Source organism: Methanolinea sp. (assembly GCA_030055515.1).
Taxonomy (GTDB): domain Archaea; phylum Halobacteriota; class Methanomicrobia; order Methanomicrobiales; family Methanospirillaceae; genus Methanolinea_A.
This window is the reverse complement of record JASFYI010000002.1, coordinates 1-21,712: the sequence shown is the minus strand read 5'-3', so window position 1 is coordinate 21,712 and position 21,712 is coordinate 1. Positions and strand designations below refer to the sequence as shown.

The window sequence follows — 21,712 nt, the reverse complement described above, 5'->3', positions numbered from 1 at the left end:
CCTACCTCCCGAGGGTCCTGTGCGCGCGGGCGAGGTGCTGCGCGGCGAGGGCGGAGAGGAGCGAGAGTTCCCCTGCGAGCACCCCTGCCGCCACGATCTCGGCGAGCTTCTTCGCATTCGTCCCCGGCGGGTCGCCGCCCCCGGCAACGCCCAGCAGCGAGAGGCACTCGGCCTGCGTCTCGACCCCCGTGCCCCCTCCCACAGTCCCGACGGGGAGGTCCGGCAGGGTGACCGCGACGTACGCGCCATCCCCGGCCGGCTCGACGGTCGTCACCGCGAGGCTCCCCTCGACGACGTGGGCAGGGTCCTGCCCGCACGCGATGAAGAGCGCGGCAACGATGTTTGCCGCGTGCGCGTTGAACCCGAGCGAACCCGCGGCCGCCGAACCGACGAGGTTCTTGCGCGTGTTCACCTCGACGAGGGAGGGAACGTCCGTCTTGAGGACCGAGGAGACGAGTTCGTCCGGGAGGAAGACCCCCGCGACCACGCTGCGCCCCCTCCCGCGGACGACGTTGAGCGCGGCGGGTTTCTTGTCGACGCAGAGGTTCCCGGAGAGGGCGACGAGCCGGGCACCGGTCGCCTCGGAGATGACGTGCGCGGCCTTCTCGCTCGCGATGGTGACCATGTTCATGCCCATCGCGTCCTTCGTGTCGAACTCCATCCGGACGAAGACCGACGTCCCGACCACGGTGCACGTCGCGCCGAGGAACTTCCCGTGGGAGGTGGTCGCCTCTGCCGCGCGGGCGATCTCGTCCTCGTGGGCGGCGACCCAGTCTGCGACCTCCCGCGCGTGCGCAACGCTCCGCGCGGAAAACACCGGCGCCCTCGTCATCCCGTCCCGGAGGATCCGCGTCTCGGCGCCGCCCGCCCGCGTGATCGCGGCGCACCCCCTGTTCACGGAGGCGACGAGTGCCCCCTCGGTCGTCGCGAGCGGGAGGTAGAACTCGCCCGAGGCGTACTCGCCCCGCACGAGGAGGGGCCCGGCCACGCCGACGGGGACCTGGACCGTCCCGACCATGTTCTCGCAGTTCTTGCGTGCCACCCGCTCGACCGAGATCGAGAACGATCCCACCTTCGCGAGCGAGACCCCGGTCACCTCCTCGATGTACCGCCGCCGGACCGCGATCGCGTCGGCAGCGGGGAGCTCCTGCTCGAGCGCGTAGAGCTTGAGCGACCCCGCCCGAATGCGCTCAAGGTACTCGTCCATGTATCTGCATTGGGGGCGGAGCTGGGATAACCTTTCGTCCCCCACCCAGCCCTTAATCCCCCTGAGAAACAAAGGACATGGGTATAAAGATGGCCGAGCAGTGGTGCGTCCGGGTCGAGAAGGGCCGCGCCGAGGAGGTGCGGAGGGATCTCCTCTCCCGGGGGCTCCTCGATACCTCGTTCAGGCCCCGCCGCGAGGGGGACGTCGTCCTCTTCCCCGTCAGGGAGCCTATCGGGAGCGCGGATCGGGCCGTCTTCGAGCCGGTCCCGCCGCCGCCAGAGCTCCCCCGGCACGAGATCGTCGGCGGGATCGCGATCGTGCAGGAGGAGGATCCCGCGGCCGCGGAGCGCCTCCTCTCCTTTCGCCCCTCGATCCACACCGTCCTCTACCCGCTCGGGGACGTCGAGGGGGAGTATCGGACGAGGAAGTTCCGGGTACTCGCCGGCGCGGAGACGACACAGACCACCTGCCGCGAACACGGCCTCGTCTTCTCGGTCGACCTCTCGGCCGCCTACTTCTCGCCCCGGCTCTCGGAGGAACGCCGCAGGATCCTCTCGGTGGCCAGGGAGGGCGAGCGTGTCCTCGACATGTTCGCGGGCGTGGGGCCGTTTGCGCTCGCGCTTGCCCGGAAGGCAGCCCTCGTCGTCGCGTGCGACCTCAACCCCGCGGCAGTATGGCTCCTCGCGAGGAATATCGCGAGGAACAGGATTCGAAACGTTCTCCCCGTCATGGCCGACGCGTCCCGCCTCCCCCTCATCCTCCCGCGGAAATTCGACCGCATCGTGATGAACCTCCCGCTCGGGGCCTGCCGGTTCCTCCCGCAGGCAGCTGCCCTCTCCCGGCCGGGAACGACGATCCACTTCTACGCCCTCGAGGAGGAGGAGGGCCAGTTCCTCCCCTTACTCAGGGAGAACCTCCCTGTCAGGGAGGTGACCGAGCGTTACGTCCGCTCGTACTCGCCGGGCCGGTGGCACGCGGTGTACGACATCGTGGTGGGGGAGTGAGAGGAGGGGGAATAGGTGATCCCGATCGTTCGGGGGAGCGAGGAGGGGTGGGGAGGGGACTCTCGCCACAGGAGACGGGTGTCTTGACACGCGAGGGTGGGGGTCTGGGAGATGTCCGGTCACTTGCCTCGCTCCAGGCTCAAAGTAGCGGGATATTATGAATTTAGAGAGCCAACCACCCGGCTAACAATACAATTCCCCCGATGACGAGGGTCACCACGACAAACACAATCATGACGAGAACGTTGGCTTCCTTGAATGGAATAGTCCCTTCGTTCATCTTCTTTGCCGTCGTGTAGGCATCGTACATCCCGTATATCCAAACGACAATGCCGGGAATGATGAAAATGAAAAATCCCACGAGTGTCCCAAGGTAAATTGCAATTCCCTTCAGAGTCTCTCCGTTGTAAATAGACCCGAGTCCGGAAAAGAAGAACGAGAGGATGAGTGCCACGACTGGATTCTTCATCTTGTTTCCTGTCACGGGATGAACAGAGCTGGCCGTCTCGCGTGGGGTATTTGCCACGGCTGCGCCACATTGTTCACAGAACCTGTCCCTGTCTCTCAACGGTGCACCGCACGACTCGCAGAATTGGCCCGCCATGCATTACAGTGGCAAGGAGATTATAAATATGTTATTTTTCTGGATTGGGTCTATTTGGATCCGGGTTGTGCACCTATCGCGAATGTTCCTGTTGTAACACCATTCTATTCTTCTTCCCCATTTTTGTGGGGCTCCATTGAACTGGAATTCGCTGTTCTCTGTCACTTATCTGAATGTGCCAACCGGGATGAAACATTGTTATATTTGAACTAAATCGGCTGTCAAACCGCTGCAGGAGCACATTCCGGGAGTGCGGGGGGGGTACCTCCATTGGAAACGTGGGGACAAATAAGCCATGGTGAATATAGTACAATCCACTCTGAATAGCAAATGACCATCTCACTTTTACCTTCCACTCTCCTTATGACAGACATGGAGAGATTACTCATCCTCCTTGTTGCATTTACTCTTGTCGCAACCGGGTGCCTCACACCATCGGAGGAATGGAACCAGCAGGGAGAAGCATACCACGTGATGGGGAATTACAAGGAGGCGGTTGCTGCTTTCGACAAGGCAATTGCAATCGATCCTCAGAATCATAGGGCATGGACAAATCGCGGGTTGTCTCTTGCCGCGATGGGGAATGCAGAAGAATCAGAAACATCTTTTGCAAGGGCACTCGCAATTGAGCCGGGGGACATCAGGACATACTATTACCAGGCCATTTCCCGGAACGCGACCGGGAACCGGACGGGAGCCCTCGAGAGCCTCGACCATGCCATCGCCATCTCCCCCAGGGACAGGGAACAGGCCATCGACCTCTGCCATGCTCTGATCCTGAGAGGCACCCTCCTTACCATTGAGAATAGGACAGAAGAGGCGAATGCCTCCTATCGGAGAGCCCATGAGGTTATGATGAGTCTCCTCTGACAATCCGTGAGGCGGGGTCTCCCCGTATCACTATATGGCATGCACCACACACTATGGCACGTTCTGATCGCGGTTCGGGTTGTTGATCTCCCCGGGAAATAATATTGTTCTGTCACCGCGTTCCTCAAGACGGGTGATGCGGAGAGACGGCTGGAAGTAAGGTGGATCAGCAGCAGGGCAGGAGGGAAACCATCCTATTGCAATGGACACGCCCCATCAGGGCGATCCAATCTTTGTCCCGCATGACCCGCAGAATCTTGCGCCCGGACGTACAGGTGCACCACAGGCATGACACCGTGCCGGCATCTGGTGAATCCTTTCATTGGATACTGCTGCCCCGCATGACCTACAAAACTTTGCCCCCTGTCTCAGTGCTGCCCCGCACGAGGGACATTGTACATCGTGAACGAGCGCCCCTCCTCCCGGAACTTGTTGCGTTCCCGCCGGTGGGAAAGAACCGTCCGTTCCCGTACCGGATATTGCTTTATCCAGGGCGGAAGTTGCCTTCTCGACCACCACACCGGTAAGCCTCGATTCTACCGATGCTGCTGCCTTTGCAGCCAGTGCTTCCGGGAGCCGATCGCCGATGACAACCTTCCATTCTGCCGGGGGTGTAATTGTCAGGTCGCGCACCTCACCCGCAGTCCTGACGACCGATTCAGCTACTCTTACGACAGACTCAGCCGACCGAACAGTCTCCTGTGCACTACCTATAATTTCGCCTGTATCCTGTCCCCCGAAACGGAATCCGCACGACCCGCAGAACCGTGCATTGGGCGAACGGGGACTGCCGCACCGGGGACATAATTCATTTTCCGTACCCATATATGCCAAACTCCCATCCAAATTGTCTCATCGTTCTTTCTCAGAAGTCATTCCACAAGCCTCCCATTGAAATCGTACCAATGACCATCGATGAAACGGAGGAGGTTATCTGTGGAGATTCGTGGTTGAGGCACCCCGTTATGGACCTGGAGGAGGATGACACCTGTCCCCTGGGGTGCGGAAATTGCGATGACTTTCCCCTCGAGTTTTGACATATCGAGCGGCTGGCCGTTATGGTCGGTGTACTTCTGGGTCAATTCGCTGTATCTCACTTTCACTATCTTATCGGTTGGAACCCGGACCACAACCGCTTTCGGTCCTCCATATCCCCCAATTGGGCCAAATCCGGGGGGTGACCCATAGATATTATCCTCCACTCCTCCCGCCGGCCCCTCCTTTTTTGAGGGAACAAGCGCACCATCCACGCTTATATGTGCCTGTCTCTCGGGAGTCATGCAGATATAAACATCCTGTCGGCTCTCGGGATGAGTCTTGAGCCACTGATTCACTTCTCTCACCATCTTTGGTAACTGCGGCCTTTTGGGTGGGGGCTGAGGATGCTCTTCGGACGTGGATTGAGGGCGCTTTTTGGGCTGGATGGTCCCTTCGCTTCCCACTCCCGTTGGAGGTTTAAAGCTCACTTTCTCCGCACTGGGTTCTTCTCCGGGTATCTCACTCTCTTCCTGTTTGGTCTGTTCTTTTTTCGGCTTAGCCTCTTCTTCCTGTTTGGTCTGTTCTTTTTTCGGCTTAGCCTCTTCTTCCTGTTTGGTCTGTTCTTTTTTCGGCTTAGCCTCTTCTTCCTGTTTGGTCTGTTCTTTTTTCGGCTTAGCCTCTTTTTCTAGTTTCTTCTTTGGCTCCTCACCCTTGTCCCTTCCGGCATGTCCTTGTCCGAGCCATCCTTTCTCTCTCACGGAAGTATGCAGCTCCCGCAATTTTGCGGTCCCGTGCGTATTGACAAACTGATGGAGGAGCAAAGTCCCGGATACCATCGCCACTTCCTTCCCGGCAGCGATCATGGCTTCTAGGAGACCAGCTTCTGGATTTCGTGCATAGTTGGTCTCGATCTTCCAGAGCCACAGCCAGGCAAGCCGCGTGTAGGTTTTGGGGTTCCTGATATCGATCCCCTGCAGGATCACAGTATCGACAGCCGCGGTAGAGAGTGTGATGAGGAACTTTTCGAACCGCTCGTTCACGAAGTCGATGATGCAGGTCCGGAAATCCTTCTCATCTGCGTGTGCAACGTAGTACGCGTAGAACTCGAGCCCCTGTTCCTTGAACTCCGAGGCCATAGTGGAAGCCCCGTATGCGTAAGCGGGCCCGAGTGAACTGGTTGCGTACCCAACGAGGAGGTTAAAGGCAAGGTCACCTGCCATCTTTGCGTATTCCGCACCCGCAAAGAGGTAATATCCCCAGCCATTCTCCCAGTACTGGTAGTCCTTCTGGTCTTCTGCCCAGATTTTCCAGGCTGTTTCATAGACCTGCCGGGCATAGACCTGGTAGTCACGGGCACCCTTGCAGGGGAGGCGCTCGAGATCCTCGAGGAGGACTTTGCGATAGGGTTTTGGAATACAGTTCTCAATGATGCGGATACACCGCTCCCGCTCCTTCTCGATGGCACGGGTCTTTTCGTCCGGCGGTTCGCCGAGCCGGAGAACGAGGGGGATGGTAACGCTCCCTGCATCGCAGGTCGCTGTGATCACTCCCGGAAGTTTCTCCCCATGTCCCGGGATGACCCTGTCAAGCGAGATGCCCCAGGTCCCTGCAAGATCACTATGGGGCCCGAGGGCAACTTCGTCCTGATCGGTCGCCACAATAGTGGCCTTCATTCCGGAAAAAATGGTCTCCCACTTCCGGCAGTCCTCCGCCGTACAGACGGGGGTATCCCAGGTGAGACTATTGCCCCGGATTGCTCCCACGTCCCGTACGAGGTCGGTCCCGTCCCAGACCATCGCGACGAGCTTGACACGGGCGACTCGTCGTCTGTCTTCGTAGGGGAGGTCGACCCGGAGCGGGAGAACTGTCATCTGCTCGCTGGTCTTGTACTGGTTCCTCTCATCCACCGCATAGATCTTCTCGACAAAGAGGCCCTCCCTGAGAATGAGGACTCTGACATTGGGCCCCTCGATCTCGTTTGTCCCGTTAGTGGCCCGCGAGCGGAGGATGATCAGGGTCTGCCATCGCAAGGGACCGGTCTCCCTCGCAGGAGGGGGGACTACGCCCGTAAGCTTCACAGTAAACGTCGCCGTCGGTCCCCTCACCACCGGGTCACTGACCGAGAGATACGGCAATGCACTCTCCTCCTCTTCCAGTTCGAACCGCCATGTCCCGGGGGCACTCCCCTTGAGGGTAAGAACGACTGTCCTTTCCTCTCCTTCCCTCCCTGCCGGCAGGCGGATCTCGCCGGGTGATGCGTCCAGTACCGGCGGCATCACGAACCGGATGGCGACCTCCTCTTCAGCAATGACCCTCCCATCCACGAAAGCCGTGACAATCACCGGTTCCGATTCAGGAGGTGGGGTGGAAAAGCCCGGTTCGGGCGGTGTTGCACTGACCCGGACTGCGATCCATCCCTCGGCATGGGCAACTGGTGCGCTTGGGTCATCGAGCCAGCGGGACATCGCACCCTTTGCAAAGGAGATCGTCGCCGGAACATCCCTGACGCGTGCCCGGAGAATGACCGAATCGGAGGCGAGGTAGGGGTTGATGCTGTTTTTCTCCGGGGGAGAGAACTCCACCTCGAGGAGCCCCTCCCTCCGGCCTGGCGTAATTGTGATGGCATCCTCGAACCGATCGTTTCCGACCTGGAATACCACGGGGCACCGGACAGGGTCAGGAGGCCCTGCTTTTTCCTGGGTCACGGTCGCAGTTAACTGCCCGACTGCCGACAATGGCTGGATGGAGAGGATTTCAGTGGCAGAGTCAGGGACGGTGACCGCTATTGATGCATCGGGGACCTCGGCCTCCTGTCCGTCGGGGAGTATCTCCCTGAGGAGGGCCGTAAAGGAGGATGGATGTGCCGGCGCAACTGCAAGAGTGGCAGGTACAATGTATGGCTGAAAGACCCTCCGGGGTGCAAAGGAGAGTTTCGCGGATGACCGGAGGAGGATCCCGCAGATCGTTGCTGTAACCTCAACGGTGATCCGTGCCCCCTCCATTGTCTCGCGAGATGCAAGCGCGGTATATTCCCGGGTGACACTGCCATCGATATCTCTAAAGACGGGACCCGGGATGATTGCCGACTGCCCTCCTGTCTCGGTAAAGGAAAGCGATTGTTGTACTGCTCGGAGTTCATCAGCGGTTGGTCGGACAAATGACGGGAACCTGACCCACGCCCGGATCCCTCCCCGCGGATTTCCGGATGGGTCGTCGGGAAGGGAGACTGTTTCCAGCTCGATTTTTCCCGGGACGATGGGGGGTATGGAAATCGGGATGACCCTTGTCTGGGGGGGAATGGGTACCGGGACGGAGAGGGGGACTCCCGGGGCGGGCGCCTGCATATCCGGGATGAGGGTGACCTTCAGCCGGACCGGGACCCGGGGGATGACCAGGGCCGCATACTGGGCAAGTGACATCCCCTCCTTGATTGCAGCCTCGAAACGGGCAGCCCGTCTCCCGTCAATCAGCTGGTGGCCGGCAGTCGTCACGAGACCCTCCCACCCGGACCCCGGTTCAACGGCAACGTCGATTGTGTCTTTCAGGAGCACGGCGTCGCCCCCCGCGACCCTGATACGGGATCGGACGGTCACAGGGTCAAGCCTGCCGGAATCGGGGTCGTAAGGGAAGGTGAGAACTGTTACCATGGAGCACCTTGCACGATGCGTGAATGTCGGCCATCCGAGAGTATGTGCCGAGACGCACCCTGTTGGGTATCACTCGTACTCGGGGATGAAAAATGTATTTCAGAAAGATTGCCAGGGAATGCAGGAGGGAGTAACAGGAAGGAGTGAAATTTTCCTTGGGAAAATTTAGGAGTACTCTCCCCATGCGAGAACGGGCAATCCTTCACCAAGAACTTTATTATGAGGAGAATGCACCAATTTGCGTATGGAGCACATTAGGTTGTCATTTCCAAATTTCCATGTGATTCTCATTTTCTTGCTTGGAATCTCTCTCGCAACGTGCCCAGTTTCGTCGAGTATTGACACGACCATTGAAGGGCCAGTACCTGTACCTTGCTGTCCGGAAAACGGGATGTCCTGTTCGGGGGGAGCTGACTGCATCAATGGCATCTGCCAGAAGACTGAGTGCAAAGGGCCATTCAGCCAGTGCGACTGCAATGTGATCGAATCATCTCCCCGTGGTGACGGGGGTATTTCCTGGATCGTGGTCATAGGGGCACTTGTGGTCATCGGGGCGGGTATCGGGATCGGGGCACAGGTGGTTGGCAGACAGAAGGCAAAGCGAGCGGCATCCTCCAGGAAGAGGGAGCAGAAAAAGGAGGAGGAGGAAAATGTCCGGTACATCCTCCAGGTAAGTGCGGACCACGTGACCGTGACGCCGGACTCTCCTGCCCTATTGAGGGTCACAACATGGAAGATCGTGGGAGAGAGCCCGCCGGTGCCGGCACCCGAGACCACGATCACAATTACCGTTCCTCCCGGCAGTGAGGGGCTCTCGGTATCGCCTTCTACTGGCGCAGGCTCAGTCGAATCGGGGATTAGTATCTCATCCCCCGTCGGAAAGAGCCCTGTCCTTCTCACGGTCACTGCAGCGGTGGGAACGAGCTCGGTGTCCACTCAGGTGAGAGTGGAGATCCCAAGGGAATATATCATGGAATTCTTCTAACTTCTCCGGGAGGAAATCTCCTTTTTATACAATGGCCGGATATACTTCTGAATGAGGTCAGTCCATGCCGTTCTGCGAGACGTGCGGAAAAGAATTGCGAAATGGGGAGACCTGCCCCGCGTGCGGGAACAAGGGGAATAAAGGCAGGGATGAGGGGGGAGAGGTCCTGCTCTGGACGCGGAAAGCCCCGGTCATCTCCAGCCGGCCGGTTGTCACCCAGCTCGTCATGGCGCTCGGCATCGCCTTCCTGCTCGTCATCATCCTCGTTACCCTCGTGGACGTGAATGCAGGAATCGCTGCCGCCCCGTACATCGCGGGGCTCTTCGTTTTCTTCGTCATCCTGAGTCTTGCCATCGCGGCGGCAGTCCAGTTCATCTCCAAGGGAGGTCTCACAACGGAATTCGCGGTCACTCCCGGGGGAGTCGGGTACCGGGCAGGGAAGGAATCCAGGCTCATCAACCGCGCGACACTCGCGGGAACGGTCCTCGGGGGATCCATTTCCGGTGCAGGGGGGAGTATGGTCAATATCACCCGCGAGATGGACTTCATGCGCTGGGACGAGGTACGGAGCATCACCATCTACCCGAGGGAACGGTCGATCGTGTTCTCCCGGAAATGGCTCATCTTCCCGTTTGCCATTTACTGTACGCCGGAGAACTTCGAGCAGGTCAAGGCGATCGCACGGAAGTACGCGCCGAAAGCACGGATTCAGGAGAGGATGTGGTGAGGGAGGGTGTGCCGGGAGACCCTTTCCCCGGCGGCGATGCATTCGCCGCCGCGCCGGACTCTGCAATCCCGGGCAGCGTATTTTTTTCAATAGTATTTCACGGGATGAAAGAGGAGAGATGGAATGCGGGCATTTCCATCGCGAGGAAAGGGGGATACTATACACGTGGAACGGTTTTTTTGCCGTGGGAGAGGACCTCCTGTGGGGGCAATCGCCCTAGATAATCGTCTCGGAAATTCGTCGATATCCCCACAACCATTATTTCTCGCAATTCAAAATATATAAAAAAGGAAACAATCCGGGGGATTCTTCTGATCGCGCTCGGCACGTGTTCCCTCGGGGAGGGTGCGAGGGTCTTTGACCCTGTCACCATCGGTTTTCCCTCCCGCGAGTACATCGGGACTGAGAAGTACCCAGGCACGAGGATAGGAAAGAACGCCGTGCTGCGGCCCGGCCTCGTCGTGTACTGCGAGGTCGAGATCGGGGACAACTTCCAGTCGGGGCACAACGTGCTGATCCGTGAGAAAATGCGGATAGGGCACAACGTCTCGGTAGGATCGTCTTCGATCATCGAGGGGTACGGGACGATCGGGGACAACGTCCGGATCCAGAGCATGGTCTTCATCCCGACCCACACGACGATCGGGGACGGTGTCTTCATCGGGCCGTCCGCCGTCCTCACGAACGACCGGTACCCTCCTTCGGGCGGTGATCTGCGGGGTCCTGAAATAGGGGAGAATGCCGTGATCGGTGCAAACGCGACGATCATGCCGGGTGTGACCATCGGGGAGGGGGCATTCGTGGCCGCGGCGGCTGTCGTGACAAGGGACGTTCCCCCGGGCAAGATGGCGATCGGCGCGCCGGCGCGGGTGAGGGACCTCCCCGCCGCGATGAGGAGGAGGGACGCGTGATCCCGGTCGCGGCCCCCTGCCTCGGTGCAGAGGAGGAGCAGGCCGTGGTCCGCGTGCTCCGGTCGGGGATGCTCGCGCGCGGCCCGGAGGTCGCGGCATTCGAGGAGGAGTTCGCGCGGTACTGCGGGACAGAATACGCGGTCGCGACAAGTTCCGGCACCGCCGCGCTCCACGTGACCCTGCAGGCCCTCGGGATAGGCGCGGGGTGCGAGGTGATCGTCCCCTCCTTCACCTTCTTTGCGACGGCGTCCGCGGTCTGCATGTGCGGTGCCCGGCCACGTTTCGCCGACATCGACCGGGATACATTCAATGTCTCCATCGAGAGCGTCCTTGACCTCCTCTCGCCCAAAACCCGCGCGGTCATCGGCGTCCACCTCTTCGGGCACCCCTGCGATGCAAACCCCCTCCGCGAGATATGCAGCGACGAGGGGATCCCCTTCGTCGAGGATGCCGCGCAGGCCCACGGGGCAGAATACCACGGGAGGAAGGCGGGGAGCCTCGGCGTCGCGGGCTGCTTCTCGTTCTACCCGACGAAGAACATGACGACGGGGGAAGGGGGGATGGTGACGACGGACGATCCCGCGCTCGCCCGGAGAATCAGGGTCCTGATCGACCACGGGCAGGAGAGGAAGTACGTGCACGCGATACTTGGGTACAACTACCGCATGACAGACCTCGCGGCGGCCATCGGGAGGGAACAGTTGAAGAAATTGGACGGTTTCAACAGGCAAAGGAGGGAGAATGCGGAGTACTACATCTCCCGTCTCGCGCGGGCGGGGATCGAATGCCCTGTCACGGCACCGGGGGTCACCCACGTATTCCACCAGTACGTCGTCAGGGTGACCGAGGACTTCCCCCTCCCGAGGGACGATCTTGCGGAGTACCTCAGGGGGAGGGGGGTCGGCACGGCGGTGCACTACCCCGTTCCCCTCCACAGGCAGCCCGCGCTCGCCGCATACGCGGACGGAGCGGACTGTCCCGTCGCGGAGAAGTGCGCGGCGACCGTCCTCTCCCTCCCCGTCCATCCCGGTGTTCGTCACGAGGACCGCGAGGCTGTCGTGAGGGCAATCCTGGAGGTGCCGTGAGGCATGGATGTCGGCGTGGTCGGGGTGGGCGCGATGGGCCGCAACCACGTCCGCGTCTACTCCGAGCTGAAGAGCGTGAGCAGGGTGTACGTGTACGACGTGAACCGAGACGCGGCGATGGGAGTTGCGCTCGCGCACGGGGCGACGCCCTGCGCGACCCTCGGGGAGCTGCTGGGGAATGTCGACGCGGTGAGCGTCTGCGTGCCGACGCCGTTCCACAGGGCTGTCGGCGAGGAGGTCCTCGCCTCCGGCGTCCACATGCTGATGGAAAAACCGCTCTGCGCCACGGCTGAAGACGCCCGGGCCCTCGCGGGGATGGTCGCGGAAGGGCAGGTCGCGGGCGTCGGGCACATCGAGCGGTTCAACCCGATCGTGGGGGAGATAAGGCGGATCGTGGGAGAACCTCTCTTCGTCGAGATGAACCGGCACAACCCTGCCTCCGCGCGTCCCATGGGCACCTCGGTCATCGAGGACCTGATGATCCACGACCTCGACATCCTCGTCCACGTCCTCCTCGGCCACGACTACGAGGTCTCCGCGGCGGGGACCCCTGACGCGGCATCTGCCCTCTTCCGGTACAATGGGACTGCCGCGTTCGTCTCTGCGAGCCGGAAGGCCTCAAAGAAAATCCGGCGGATCTACATCGAGGAAGAGGACTTCACGCTGGAAGGGGACTTCATGACCCAGGAGGTCTTCACCTACTACAAGCCCGAGAAGTACGGCTCGGAGAACGAGAGATACGTCCAGGAGAACATCATCGAGAAGGTGATGGTGAACAAGCTCGAGCCGCTCAAGGTCGAGCTCTCCACGTTCCTCGAGTGCGCGCGGAAGAAGACACCGTTCCCCGTCACCATGGAGCAGGGAGTGGAAAACCTCCTCCTCTGCGAGAAGGTGCGCGCGGCCATGGGGAGGTGAAGAGGTGGGGTCCTCGCTCGCGCGAGCATTCGAGGAGAGGGGCCCGATCCGCACCATCGCGGTCGTCGGGATGGGGTACGTGGGGATCCCGTCGGCGGCCCTCTTCGCGGACGTCCCGGAGTACCGGATGGTCTACGGGATCCAGCGCGATTCGCCGACGTCCGGCCACAAGATCGCGATGCTCAACAGGGGGGAGTGCCCGCTCGCGGGCGAGGAGCCCGGCCTCGCCGAGCTCCTCCGGAAAGTGGTCGGCGCCGGCAGGTTCCGCTGCACCTCGGATTACTCGAGGATCGCGGAGTGCGACGCGGTGACGCTCGCGATCCAGACGCCGTTCCGTGACCCAAGGGACCTTGAGCCCGATTACAACCCTCTCTTTTCTGCCATCCGGGAGACCGGCCGTCACATCACGCCGGGGGCACTCGTCGTGGTAGAATCGACCGTCACGCCCGGGACGACGGCGGGGATTGCCCGGGAGATCCTCGAGGAGGAGTCGGGGCTCGTCGCCGGCAGGGATTTCGGCCTCGCCCACGCGCCCGAGAGGGTGATGGTGGGGAGGCTTCTCCGGAACCTGCGGGAACACGACCGGATCGTGGGGGGGATTGATCCCGCGAGCACCGCGCGTGCCGCGCAGCTCTACGCCCCGATCCTCACGAGGGGGAGGGTGATCCCGATGGACGCGACTGCCGCCGAGGTGGAGAAGACCGCCGAGAACGCATTCCGCGACCTCCAGATCGCGGCGGTGAACCAGCTTGCCCTCTACTGCGAGGCGATGGGCGTCAACGTGTACGAGGTGCGGGAGGGAATCGCGAGCCTCCGCGAGGAGGGCGTGACCCGCGCGATCCTCTGGCCCGGCGCGGGCGTCGGGGGCCACTGCCTCACGAAGGACGCGTACCACCTCGAGCGGGGGGTCGCCCTCCGGTCTTCCGCGCTCGACTGGCCGGAAGGGGAGAGGTCACTCTTCCTCGCCGCGCGGGCAATCAACGACTTCATGCCAAAGCACATGTTCCACCTGACGAGGGAAGGGCTCCAGCGGGTCGGGAAGGAGATCCGGGGGTCGAGGATTGCAATCCTCGGCTGGGCGTTCATCGCGAACTCTGGGGATTCCCGGAACACGCCGTCCGCCGTCTTCCGCGAGCTCGTCACCGCCGCGGGGGGTGAGGTGAGCGTCCACGACCCCTGGGTGGACAACGAGCGGGGTGTCGAGATCTCCCGCGACCTCGGCGCGGTGACACGGGGGGCGGACGCGGTCGCCATCTTCACCGGGCACCGCGAGTACTACGCCCTCGAACCCGCCCGGCTCAGGGAGATTACAGGGCACCCGCACCCTGTCATCGTGGACGGGCGCAACGTGGTCGACCCGGACGCGTTCATCCGGGAAGGGTGGGTGTACAAGGGGATCGGGAGGGGGGACAAGAACGCGCACGGGATCGTTTCCGGAGATATCCCTTCAGCTCCCGACGAGACAAGGATGAACCAGTCGCCCGTTCCCTGAGGTGGGTACACTCGTATGCTCGACCAGATTGCATGGGAAAAATTAATCGAACGGGTAACAATGGACGTGCGGGCATACCGGGGGGAATCCGGGAAAACCCGGATCCGGAAATGATGTCTGTCAAGTCCCTCGAATCGCTGTTTAAAACAGTTCCGGAACTCGATCTTCCCCGCATCTCCAGGGAACATGAAGAGGTGCAGGACGAGGAATACCTCATGACTCTTTCGTGTGGCTCGGAGAAATTCAGGGTTCGGAAAAGGGACGAAAAGCACTCGGAATCGTGGATAAGAAAGAAGCCATTCACGCATCTGTCGTGAATCCCTCCGACATAGCCTGCCGGCCTTGCAAAATTCGGGGAGGGGCCCCCGCGCGCGACCCCATCGCGGCAATCTCTCCCCATGCCGCGGTACACCCGGTGGACCGGGAATTTGCCCTTGCGGCCGCACATCTCGGGTGTTTCTATGGGTATACTGCAGCCGACGCACTCTCCCACGTGATTGGCATGGTCCATGGCCAGGCATTGGTAACGGGGGACCGGCAGTCTAACGATATCGAAGGAGAGATTCTCGTCTGAGAAACCGGAATTTCCAGCGGAAGGTACTATGAAGATCGCGACGATCGTTGGGGCCCGGCCCCAGTTCATCAAGTGTGCGCCCCTCTCCCGGGAACTCCGCAGGGAGCACACCGAGGTCCTCATCCACACCGGCCAGCACTACGATCCCGAGATGTCGGATGTCTTCTTCGAGGAACTCTCCATCCCCGAGCCAGACTATAACCTCGGGATCGGTTCGGGTCCCCACGGAGCGCAGACCGGGAGGATGCTCTCCGCGATCGAGGAAGTACTTCTCCGGGAGGAGCCGGACCTCGTCCTCGTCTACGGGGACACGAACTCGACGCTCGCCGGAGCCCTCGCGGCAGCAAAGATCCGCATCCCCGTCGCACACGTCGAGGCGGGTCTCCGGAGTTTCGACAGGGCCATGCCCGAGGAGATCAACCGTGTCGTGGCCGACCACCTCTCCGACCTCCTCTTCTGCCCGACGGAGACTGCCGTCCGGAACCTCGCCCGCGAGGGGATCACGAGGGGCGTTCACCTCACCGGTGACGTGATGGTCGACGCCCTCGAGTACAACAGGGCAAGGGCGGCCGAGACGTCACGGGTCCTCTCCTGGTTCGGGCTGCAGCCGGGAGGATACCTCGTCCTCACCGTCCACAGGCCGGCAAACACGGACTCGGAGATTCGCATGGAGGCAATCCTCGCGGCACTCCGTGAGTCCGGCATGCCTGTTCTCTTTCCCGTCCACCCCCGGACGCGGAGAGCGCTCGAGGAACACGGACTCTGGCAAAGGATGCCGGGAAATGTGATCGCGACCGCACCGCTGGGTTATCTCGACATGCTCCACGCGATGGCCTGCGCACGGAAGATCCTCACGGACTCCGGGGGGATCCAGAAAGAGGCGTACCTCCTCGGGGTGCCGTGCATCACGCTCCGGGACACGACGGAATGGATCGAGACCGTCCGGGACGGGTGGAACGTGCTCGTCGGGGCGGACAGGGGGAAGATAGCAGACGCGATACGGCACTTTTCCCCGTCTGAGGAGAGGGGGATGGTCTTCGGGGAGCCCGGCGCGAGCAGGAGGATCGCGGGGATAATCAGGGAAGTTTGAGGTATTACCGGAATGTATTTCGCCGGAAGGGCTCAACCATTACTGCAATGGTGAATTTCAGGGAATATCTCCATTACATCCGGTTTTTCTCACGCGGGTACGAGCATTACATCGTATTTCTCTTCTTCACTGCCGTCACGATAGGCATCGTGGACGCAGCGAGCATCGCGTTGCTCTACCCGATGATATCCATCGGTTTCCAGATAAACACGGAGTCGATACCCTTTTACGGCCTCATCCAATCTCTAAGTAGTCTCATCCCCATCGGGTCGCTCTTCGTGCACCTCGGGTTATTTTTCATCTCGCTTACCGTCCTCTCGCTCCTGCTCCAGGTGGTGTACTGGAAGGTTGCATTCATCTTCCAGAGAGAACTCATCGTCCGGACGAAAAAGTCGATCTTCTCGAAGATAGACGCAAACGATTACAGATTTTTCGTTGATTCGAGGCAGGGGGACCTCATCAACCTCTTCAACCAGAGTCCGTACTTCATCCAGATGACATACTACCTCCTCATATCGCTCTCTTCCGAGGTTATTACGACGTTTTTCATCATCGCCATGCTCTTCTTCATCTCGCCCGGGGGACTCATCCTGGTGCTCATCGGGGGAGGGGTCTTTTACCTCGTCATCACTTCGATCAGCAGCAGCATCTCCGAGAGGCTGGGGAGACTCCAGATTTCTTCCGGGCAATCCGAGAACAAGGTGATAAACGAGTACATAACCGGTATCAAGCCTATAAGGGCATTGAACGTTTCTGGCCACTGGAAAACCATGTACGACAAGGCCCTGCGAATATACTGGGACAGGTTCGCAGACTTCATGTTCATCCAGAAGATCCCGGTGATCGCGATCAATTCCCTGTTCCTCGTGACCATCGGGGCAATCGTCCTCATCCTCTACATCTACTACGCGGACAGTTTCCTCTCGATAATCCCCGTGCTGGGAACGTTCACGGTGGGCCTGATGAAGATCGTCCCGCGGGCATCGAGCATGGGCAGTCAGAAAATGGAGCTTAGAAATTACGCCCCACACCTCGCCACTGTTTACTCTGTACTCAAAGACGAGAGGTACAATACCATTAAAAATGGGAATCTCGAGTGCCGGGGTATCATGTCCGACATCGTTTTCGACAACATCACATTCTCGTACGACCACGCGAGGGTCCTCTCCGACGTTTCGTTCACGATTCGGAAAGGGTCGATGACTGCCCTCGTGGGACCATCGGGTTCCGGAAAATCGACCATCGCGCACCTCCTCCTCCGGTTGTACGACCCGGACTCGGGGAGGATCCTCGTGAACGGGCGCGACTTGAGGGAGTACGATATTACCACGTACAGGAGCCTCGTGGGATACGTGAGCCAGGAACCATTCGTCTTCAACGGCACGGTGAGGGAGAACATCACCTTTGGCCGCGAGTTCTCCGACGCGGAAGTAATGCATGCTGCGAAGATCGCGCACGCGCACGAGTTCATCATGGACTTACCGAAGGGGTACGATACTCTCGTCGGGGACCAGGGTGTGACGCTCTCGGGCGGGGAGAAACAGCGCATCGTGATCGCGAGGGCCATGATCGGGAGACCCGAGTTCCTCATCCTTGACGAGGCGACGAGTTCGCTTGACAATATCTCTGAGGCCGCTGTGCAGGAGGCGATAGACAGGGTCGCGAGGGAGTGCACGACACTCGTGATCGCCCACAGGCTGACGACGGTGCGCAACGCCGACAAGATCGTGGTAATCGACAGGGGGAGGGTCATCGAGGAGGGCACGCACGAAGAACTCATGGAGAGGAAAGGAAAGTACTGGGAGTTACTCAGCCTCAAGGAGAAGGCTCCTTGGAACCAGGTGTAAATTCCAATGAATCTCTCCCCTCCTGTTTCCTTTAGGTGTGATGAGCACTCCCGCAAAGGTAGTATTGGTTCAATGCCGGAGCACTATTCCACGTGCGGGATGGATAATCGGAGTATGTACTTATGGGGAGATAGGGTGTGCGGAAGTCTCTTCCGCGTTTCATGGAGGTCGCCGGGCAGAGGCGAGGGAAAACCGCGTCATGGCGCGCGTGTCGATGCGGGATTGCGTAAGTCGGACCCTTCCCGGGCGATCCTGTGGAACGCATTGCAGTTCGAATCTTGTGCGCTCTTTATCCAAGGCATAAGAGATTTCCATGTCCCGCACGTGCAGGGGTGTTCTATGACATTCGCGGAGTGGTCCGCGGCGAATAATCCCCCCCGCACCAGTGACATCACCGATTCTTTTATATGAAATTTCTCCAAGTACCGTAATAAAGCCGGGATCTTCTTTGTATGTTTCCCATGGTCAGGATCCCAATCCAAGCGGGCGGATTATGCACGTGGCTTGTAATCTCCGGCGGGTTTTCATCGGGCTCATCATCCTGCTTGCCGTTACCGCGAACGGTTTTGCGGGTCGGGATACTCTTCAGGACGGAACGTCCCAATATGCATGGGAGAATTCTTCTACCGCGCGGGACTCCTCTATAGACCCCACTGCAGTGGGAGATTTGGCGGCATCGCACGGACAGGTTCCTGACAGAGGAACATCAGGTACCGGTCGCCCGCGGGAAGGATGCACACAAGATGATACTCCTCGCGTCAATTTTATTTCCTGTCTTCCAGAAGAGGAGGATTCAAAGTGCCCGGAGAACCTCCCCTCAGGTGTTCATATAGGGATACCTCCCGCCGATGGCCGATCAGGAGAACAGTCCGCGAGAGGAGAAGACATTCCCCTCTCAGTCCTGGATCCAAAAGGGGCATTCATGCCCACAAGAGACGGGCAGAGCGGGAACAAGCCAGGAAAGGGCAATGACGAGAGTTCTATTCACGAGACGGGTGGGAGTGAATATGCACCAGACGAGGTCATCGTCAGGTTCAAGCCATCTGTCATTGTAGAACAAGGCTCCCGCGAGGTGGTGATGGCCCGCGCACACAGGGCTGTCGGTGCGGTAGTCAAAAGAGATTACGCCCGGCACGGCATCGCCGGGATGCAGGTCGTGAGACTTCCACCCGGAAAAAGCGTACAGGAAGCAATCTCCGAGTACAGCAAGAACCCAAGTGTCCTTTCCGCAACGCCGAATTACAAGATCTCGATCCTCTCCTCACCCAGCGACCCCCTCTATGGCCAGCAATGGGGCCTAGAAAAGATCATGACACCCCATGCATGGGAGGTCACAACAGGGATGAGAGACCTTGTAATCGCCGTCCCCGACACGGGAATCGACTACACGCACCCTGATCTCTCCCGCAATATATGGGCCAATCCAGGGGAGATCCCGGGAAATTTCGCCGATGACGATGGGAACGGGTTTGTCGATGATACCATCGGGTGGGACTTCTTTGGCGATACAAACGACCCGATGGACCAAAATGGGCACGGGACGGCGTGCGCAGGGGTCATCGGGGCGGTAGGGAACAACAAACTGGGAATCGCGGGGGTGCTGTGGGACGTGAAACTCGTCCCCCTCAGGGTCATCGGGCCGGAGGGTTACGGGTACGAGAGTGACGCGATCGACGCCATTCTGTATGCCAGTGCGACCGGTGCAGATGTCGTGAGTGTCTCGTGGGGGGGAACTGCCCCTTACCCGGCGCTGTACGAGGTAATGGCTTCGTCTCCTGCACTTTTCGTTTGTGCCGCGGGGAACAGCGGGACAGACAATGACGCGGTACCCTTCTATCCTGCCTCATTCGATCTCCCAAACGTGCTTAGCGTGGCAGCAACGGTCGATAATGATACACTCGCACCTTTCTCCAATTTCGGGGCGAATTCTGTTCATATCGCCGCGCCGGGTGCGGGTATCCTCTCCACCGCGAGAGGTGGAGGGTATGCACAATTTCAGGGAACCTCAATGGCAGTCCCCTTCGTCGCCGGCGTTGCTGGTCTCGTGAAGTCCAGAAATCCTGAATACTCAACTCTCCACGTGAAGGAGGCCATCCTTTCATCGGCCGATCGCATTCCCTCGCTCGAAGGCAAGGTCCTGACAAGCGGGAGGATCAATGCAGGGAATGCACTTGCTGCCGCGGTAAACCCGACGCCGACGACGGCCGTTCCAACCCCTACCCCGACTGCGACCCCAGCACCCCCGAACGAACCTATCACGTCACCCCTCAACCCGGCGTTCGTCATGTTCAGGGAGATGGGGAATGGCGATACCGAACAACCGGGAAAGGCAACAGGGTACATCCCCTCGCCCCTTGACCTCTCGCACCTCTCCCCTACGGGAGCGGAAATCACGACCCTCGCATTCCCCATCGCATACTCTCTCGTTTCCGAGGGGAGGGTCACTCCCGTGAGGGACCAGGGCACGTGCGGTGACTGCTGGGCGTTCGGTGCGTACGGGTCACTCGAATCGACACTCATGCCGGCGGAGCCGAGGGACTTCAACGAGTGGCACCTCAACGTCAACCACGGTTTCGACTACCCTTCCTGCCAGGGCGGGAACAACGAGATGTCCACCGCGTACCTCGCGCGGTGGAGCGGCCCGATGAACGAGGGGCAGAATTCTCCCGTCCAGAAGCACGTCCAAGAGGTCACCTACCTCCCGTTGAAGAGGAGCCCGACCGACAACGACCACATCAAGGCAGCGATCATGAACCACGGCGGGGTATCTGCCTCGTTCTATTGGAACAGTGCGTACTACCAGAGTGGCTCTTGCAACTACTATTACCCTCCATCCGGACCGGCGAATTACGGAAATCACATGATCACCATCGTCGGGTGGGATGACTCGCGGCAGGTGGCAGGGGCGCCGGGACTGGGCGCGTTCCTCTGCAAGAACAGCTGGGGCACGAGTTTCGGAGACAGGGGGTACTTCTGGATTTCCTATTACGACAAGTTCCTCGGACGCGAACAACTCTCTCTCTTCAAGGATGCCGAGCCTGTCACGAACTACGACTACATTCACCAGTACGATCACCTCGGGTGGACGTCGAACCTCGGGTACAACACGTCATCCGCGTGGAGTGCGAATATCTTCACGGCGCCTGCAGACCAGGATATCCGCGCGGTCGGATTCTACACCACGGACTCGGGCTCCCAGTACGAGATATTTATGTATACAGATCCTGCCCCGTCACAGCCGAGGAGTGGGACGCTCAAGGCGACACACTCAGGGACCATGCAGTACGCGGGGTATCACACTGTTCCTGTCGGGCCGGTGAGACTCAACGCGGGACAGAGATTCTCCGTCGTGGTGAAGGTCACGAATCCCGCGTATACCTACCCGATTGCTATTGAAACGCCCATTTCCGGCTATTCGAGCACTGCCGTCGCCGGTCCGGGCCAGAGTTTCATCAGCCCCGACGGCGTATCATGGAGTGATCTCACGTCATACTATAGAAACAGCAATGCTTGCATCAAGGCATTCGGGAACATACGCCGAGATCCGGTTGCTGATTTCAGAGCTGTGCCTGCCCGCGGCGTGAGGCCCCTCGCCGTCCAATTCACGGATCTTTCCACGAACGCGCCGACGTCGTGGGAGTGGGACTTTGGGGACGGCACACCCAACTCCACAGAGCAGCACCCCGTGCACACGTATGAGCGCGCGGGGAACTACACGGTCACGCTCACTGTGGCAAACTCGTACGGCTCGAACACGACGAGGAAGACGAACTACA

The 21,712-nt window shown here is 60.0% G+C and carries 15 protein-coding genes; 12 read left to right on the top strand and 3 right to left on the bottom strand.

Going from position 1 to position 21,712, the window contains the following annotated elements; all coding sequences use genetic code 11:
• Position 1: 1 nt before the first annotated feature.
• Entirely contained in the window at positions 2-1,207 is a 1,206-nt protein-coding gene (gene hmgA, locus QFX32_04330; protein MDI9633267.1) for a hydroxymethylglutaryl-CoA reductase (NADPH), read from the bottom strand.
• Positions 1,208-1,284: 77 nt separating this feature from the next.
• Between hmgA and QFX32_04325 the strand changes: the two genes are divergently transcribed.
• Positions 1,285-2,211 (top strand): methyltransferase domain-containing protein, encoded by a 927-nt coding sequence (locus QFX32_04325; GenBank protein MDI9633266.1) that lies wholly within the window; start codon positions 1,285-1,287, stop codon positions 2,209-2,211.
• Positions 2,212-2,374: 163 nt separating this feature from the next.
• Here QFX32_04325 and QFX32_04320 read toward each other — a convergent pair whose 3' ends face one another.
• The gene (locus QFX32_04320; protein ID MDI9633265.1) at positions 2,375-2,815 is read right to left on the bottom strand and encodes a zinc-ribbon domain-containing protein; all 441 of its coding nucleotides are present in this window, start codon (positions 2,813-2,815) and stop codon (positions 2,375-2,377) included.
• Positions 2,816-3,178: 363 nt separating this feature from the next.
• Here QFX32_04320 and QFX32_04315 point away from each other — a divergent pair, with 363 nt between their 5' ends.
• Positions 3,179-3,685 (top strand): tetratricopeptide repeat protein, encoded by a 507-nt coding sequence (locus QFX32_04315; GenBank protein MDI9633264.1) that lies wholly within the window; start codon positions 3,179-3,181, stop codon positions 3,683-3,685.
• Between the two features lie 872 nt (positions 3,686-4,557).
• Here the strand turns inward: QFX32_04315 and QFX32_04310 are convergent.
• Positions 4,558-8,310, bottom strand: coding sequence for a hypothetical protein (locus tag QFX32_04310; GenBank protein MDI9633263.1), 3,753 nt, complete (start codon positions 8,308-8,310; stop codon positions 4,558-4,560).
• A 244-nt stretch (positions 8,311-8,554) separates the two neighbouring features.
• On the opposite strand from QFX32_04310, the gene QFX32_04305 reads away from it, so the two are divergent.
• From QFX32_04305 to QFX32_04260, 10 genes are all read left to right on the top strand, one after another.
• Positions 8,555-9,295 (top strand): hypothetical protein, encoded by a 741-nt coding sequence (locus QFX32_04305; protein MDI9633262.1) that lies wholly within the window; start codon positions 8,555-8,557, stop codon positions 9,293-9,295.
• A 64-nt stretch (positions 9,296-9,359) separates the two neighbouring features.
• The gene (locus QFX32_04300) at positions 9,360-10,022 is read left to right on the top strand and encodes a hypothetical protein (GenBank protein MDI9633261.1); all 663 of its coding nucleotides are present in this window, start codon (positions 9,360-9,362) and stop codon (positions 10,020-10,022) included.
• Between the two features lie 311 nt (positions 10,023-10,333).
• On the top strand, positions 10,334-10,933 hold the full coding sequence (locus tag QFX32_04295) for an acyltransferase (GenBank protein MDI9633260.1): 600 nt from the start codon (positions 10,334-10,336) through the stop codon (positions 10,931-10,933).
• The gene (locus QFX32_04290) at positions 10,930-12,018 is read left to right on the top strand and encodes a DegT/DnrJ/EryC1/StrS family aminotransferase (protein MDI9633259.1); all 1,089 of its coding nucleotides are present in this window, start codon (positions 10,930-10,932) and stop codon (positions 12,016-12,018) included. The genes QFX32_04295 and QFX32_04290 overlap by 4 nt, the downstream gene beginning before the upstream one ends.
• A 3-nt stretch (positions 12,019-12,021) precedes the next feature.
• A complete protein-coding gene (locus tag QFX32_04285) occupies positions 12,022-12,933 on the top strand; it encodes a Gfo/Idh/MocA family oxidoreductase (protein ID MDI9633258.1) in 912 nt (303 codons plus the stop codon).
• Positions 12,934-12,937: 4 nt separating this feature from the next.
• Positions 12,938-14,425, top strand: a complete 1,488-nt coding sequence (locus QFX32_04280) for a nucleotide sugar dehydrogenase (GenBank protein ID MDI9633257.1) — start codon at positions 12,938-12,940, stop codon at positions 14,423-14,425.
• Between the two features lie 113 nt (positions 14,426-14,538).
• The gene (locus QFX32_04275; protein MDI9633256.1) at positions 14,539-14,742 is read left to right on the top strand and encodes a hypothetical protein; all 204 of its coding nucleotides are present in this window, start codon (positions 14,539-14,541) and stop codon (positions 14,740-14,742) included.
• 285 nt (positions 14,743-15,027) lie between these two features.
• Entirely contained in the window at positions 15,028-16,089 is a 1,062-nt protein-coding gene (gene wecB, locus QFX32_04270) for a UDP-N-acetylglucosamine 2-epimerase (non-hydrolyzing) (protein ID MDI9633255.1), read from the top strand.
• 47 nt (positions 16,090-16,136) lie between these two features.
• On the top strand, positions 16,137-17,936 hold the full coding sequence (locus tag QFX32_04265) for an ABC transporter ATP-binding protein/permease (protein MDI9633254.1): 1,800 nt from the start codon (positions 16,137-16,139) through the stop codon (positions 17,934-17,936).
• 922 nt (positions 17,937-18,858) lie between these two features.
• On the top strand, positions 18,859-21,712 hold a 2,854-nt coding region (locus QFX32_04260), incomplete at its 3' end, for a S8 family serine peptidase (GenBank protein ID MDI9633253.1).

What these genes read in the sequence shown, in the direction of transcription:
- QFX32_04325 (MDI9633266.1), top strand. Translation starts at nt 1,285, where the DNA reads ATGGGTATAAAGATGGCCGAGCAGTGGTGCGTCCGGGTCGAGAAGGGC.
- QFX32_04300 (MDI9633261.1), top strand. Translation starts at nt 9,360, where the DNA reads ATGCCGTTCTGCGAGACGTGCGGAAAAGAATTGCGAAATGGGGAGACC.
- QFX32_04265 (MDI9633254.1), top strand. Translation starts at nt 16,137, where the DNA reads ATGGTGAATTTCAGGGAATATCTCCATTACATCCGGTTTTTCTCACGC.
- QFX32_04320 (MDI9633265.1), bottom strand. Translation starts at nt 2,815, where the DNA reads ATGGCGGGCCAATTCTGCGAGTCGTGCGGTGCACCGTTGAGAGACAGG.
- QFX32_04275 (MDI9633256.1), top strand. Translation starts at nt 14,539, where the DNA reads ATGTCTGTCAAGTCCCTCGAATCGCTGTTTAAAACAGTTCCGGAACTC.
- QFX32_04305 (MDI9633262.1), top strand. Translation starts at nt 8,555, where the DNA reads ATGGAGCACATTAGGTTGTCATTTCCAAATTTCCATGTGATTCTCATT.
- QFX32_04285 (MDI9633258.1), top strand. Translation starts at nt 12,022, where the DNA reads ATGGATGTCGGCGTGGTCGGGGTGGGCGCGATGGGCCGCAACCACGTC.
- QFX32_04310 (MDI9633263.1), bottom strand. Translation starts at nt 8,310, where the DNA reads ATGGTAACAGTTCTCACCTTCCCTTACGACCCCGATTCCGGCAGGCTT.
- wecB (MDI9633255.1), top strand. Translation starts at nt 15,028, where the DNA reads ATGAAGATCGCGACGATCGTTGGGGCCCGGCCCCAGTTCATCAAGTGT.
- QFX32_04315 (MDI9633264.1), top strand. Translation starts at nt 3,179, where the DNA reads ATGACAGACATGGAGAGATTACTCATCCTCCTTGTTGCATTTACTCTT.
- hmgA (MDI9633267.1), bottom strand. Translation starts at nt 1,207, where the DNA reads ATGGACGAGTACCTTGAGCGCATTCGGGCGGGGTCGCTCAAGCTCTAC.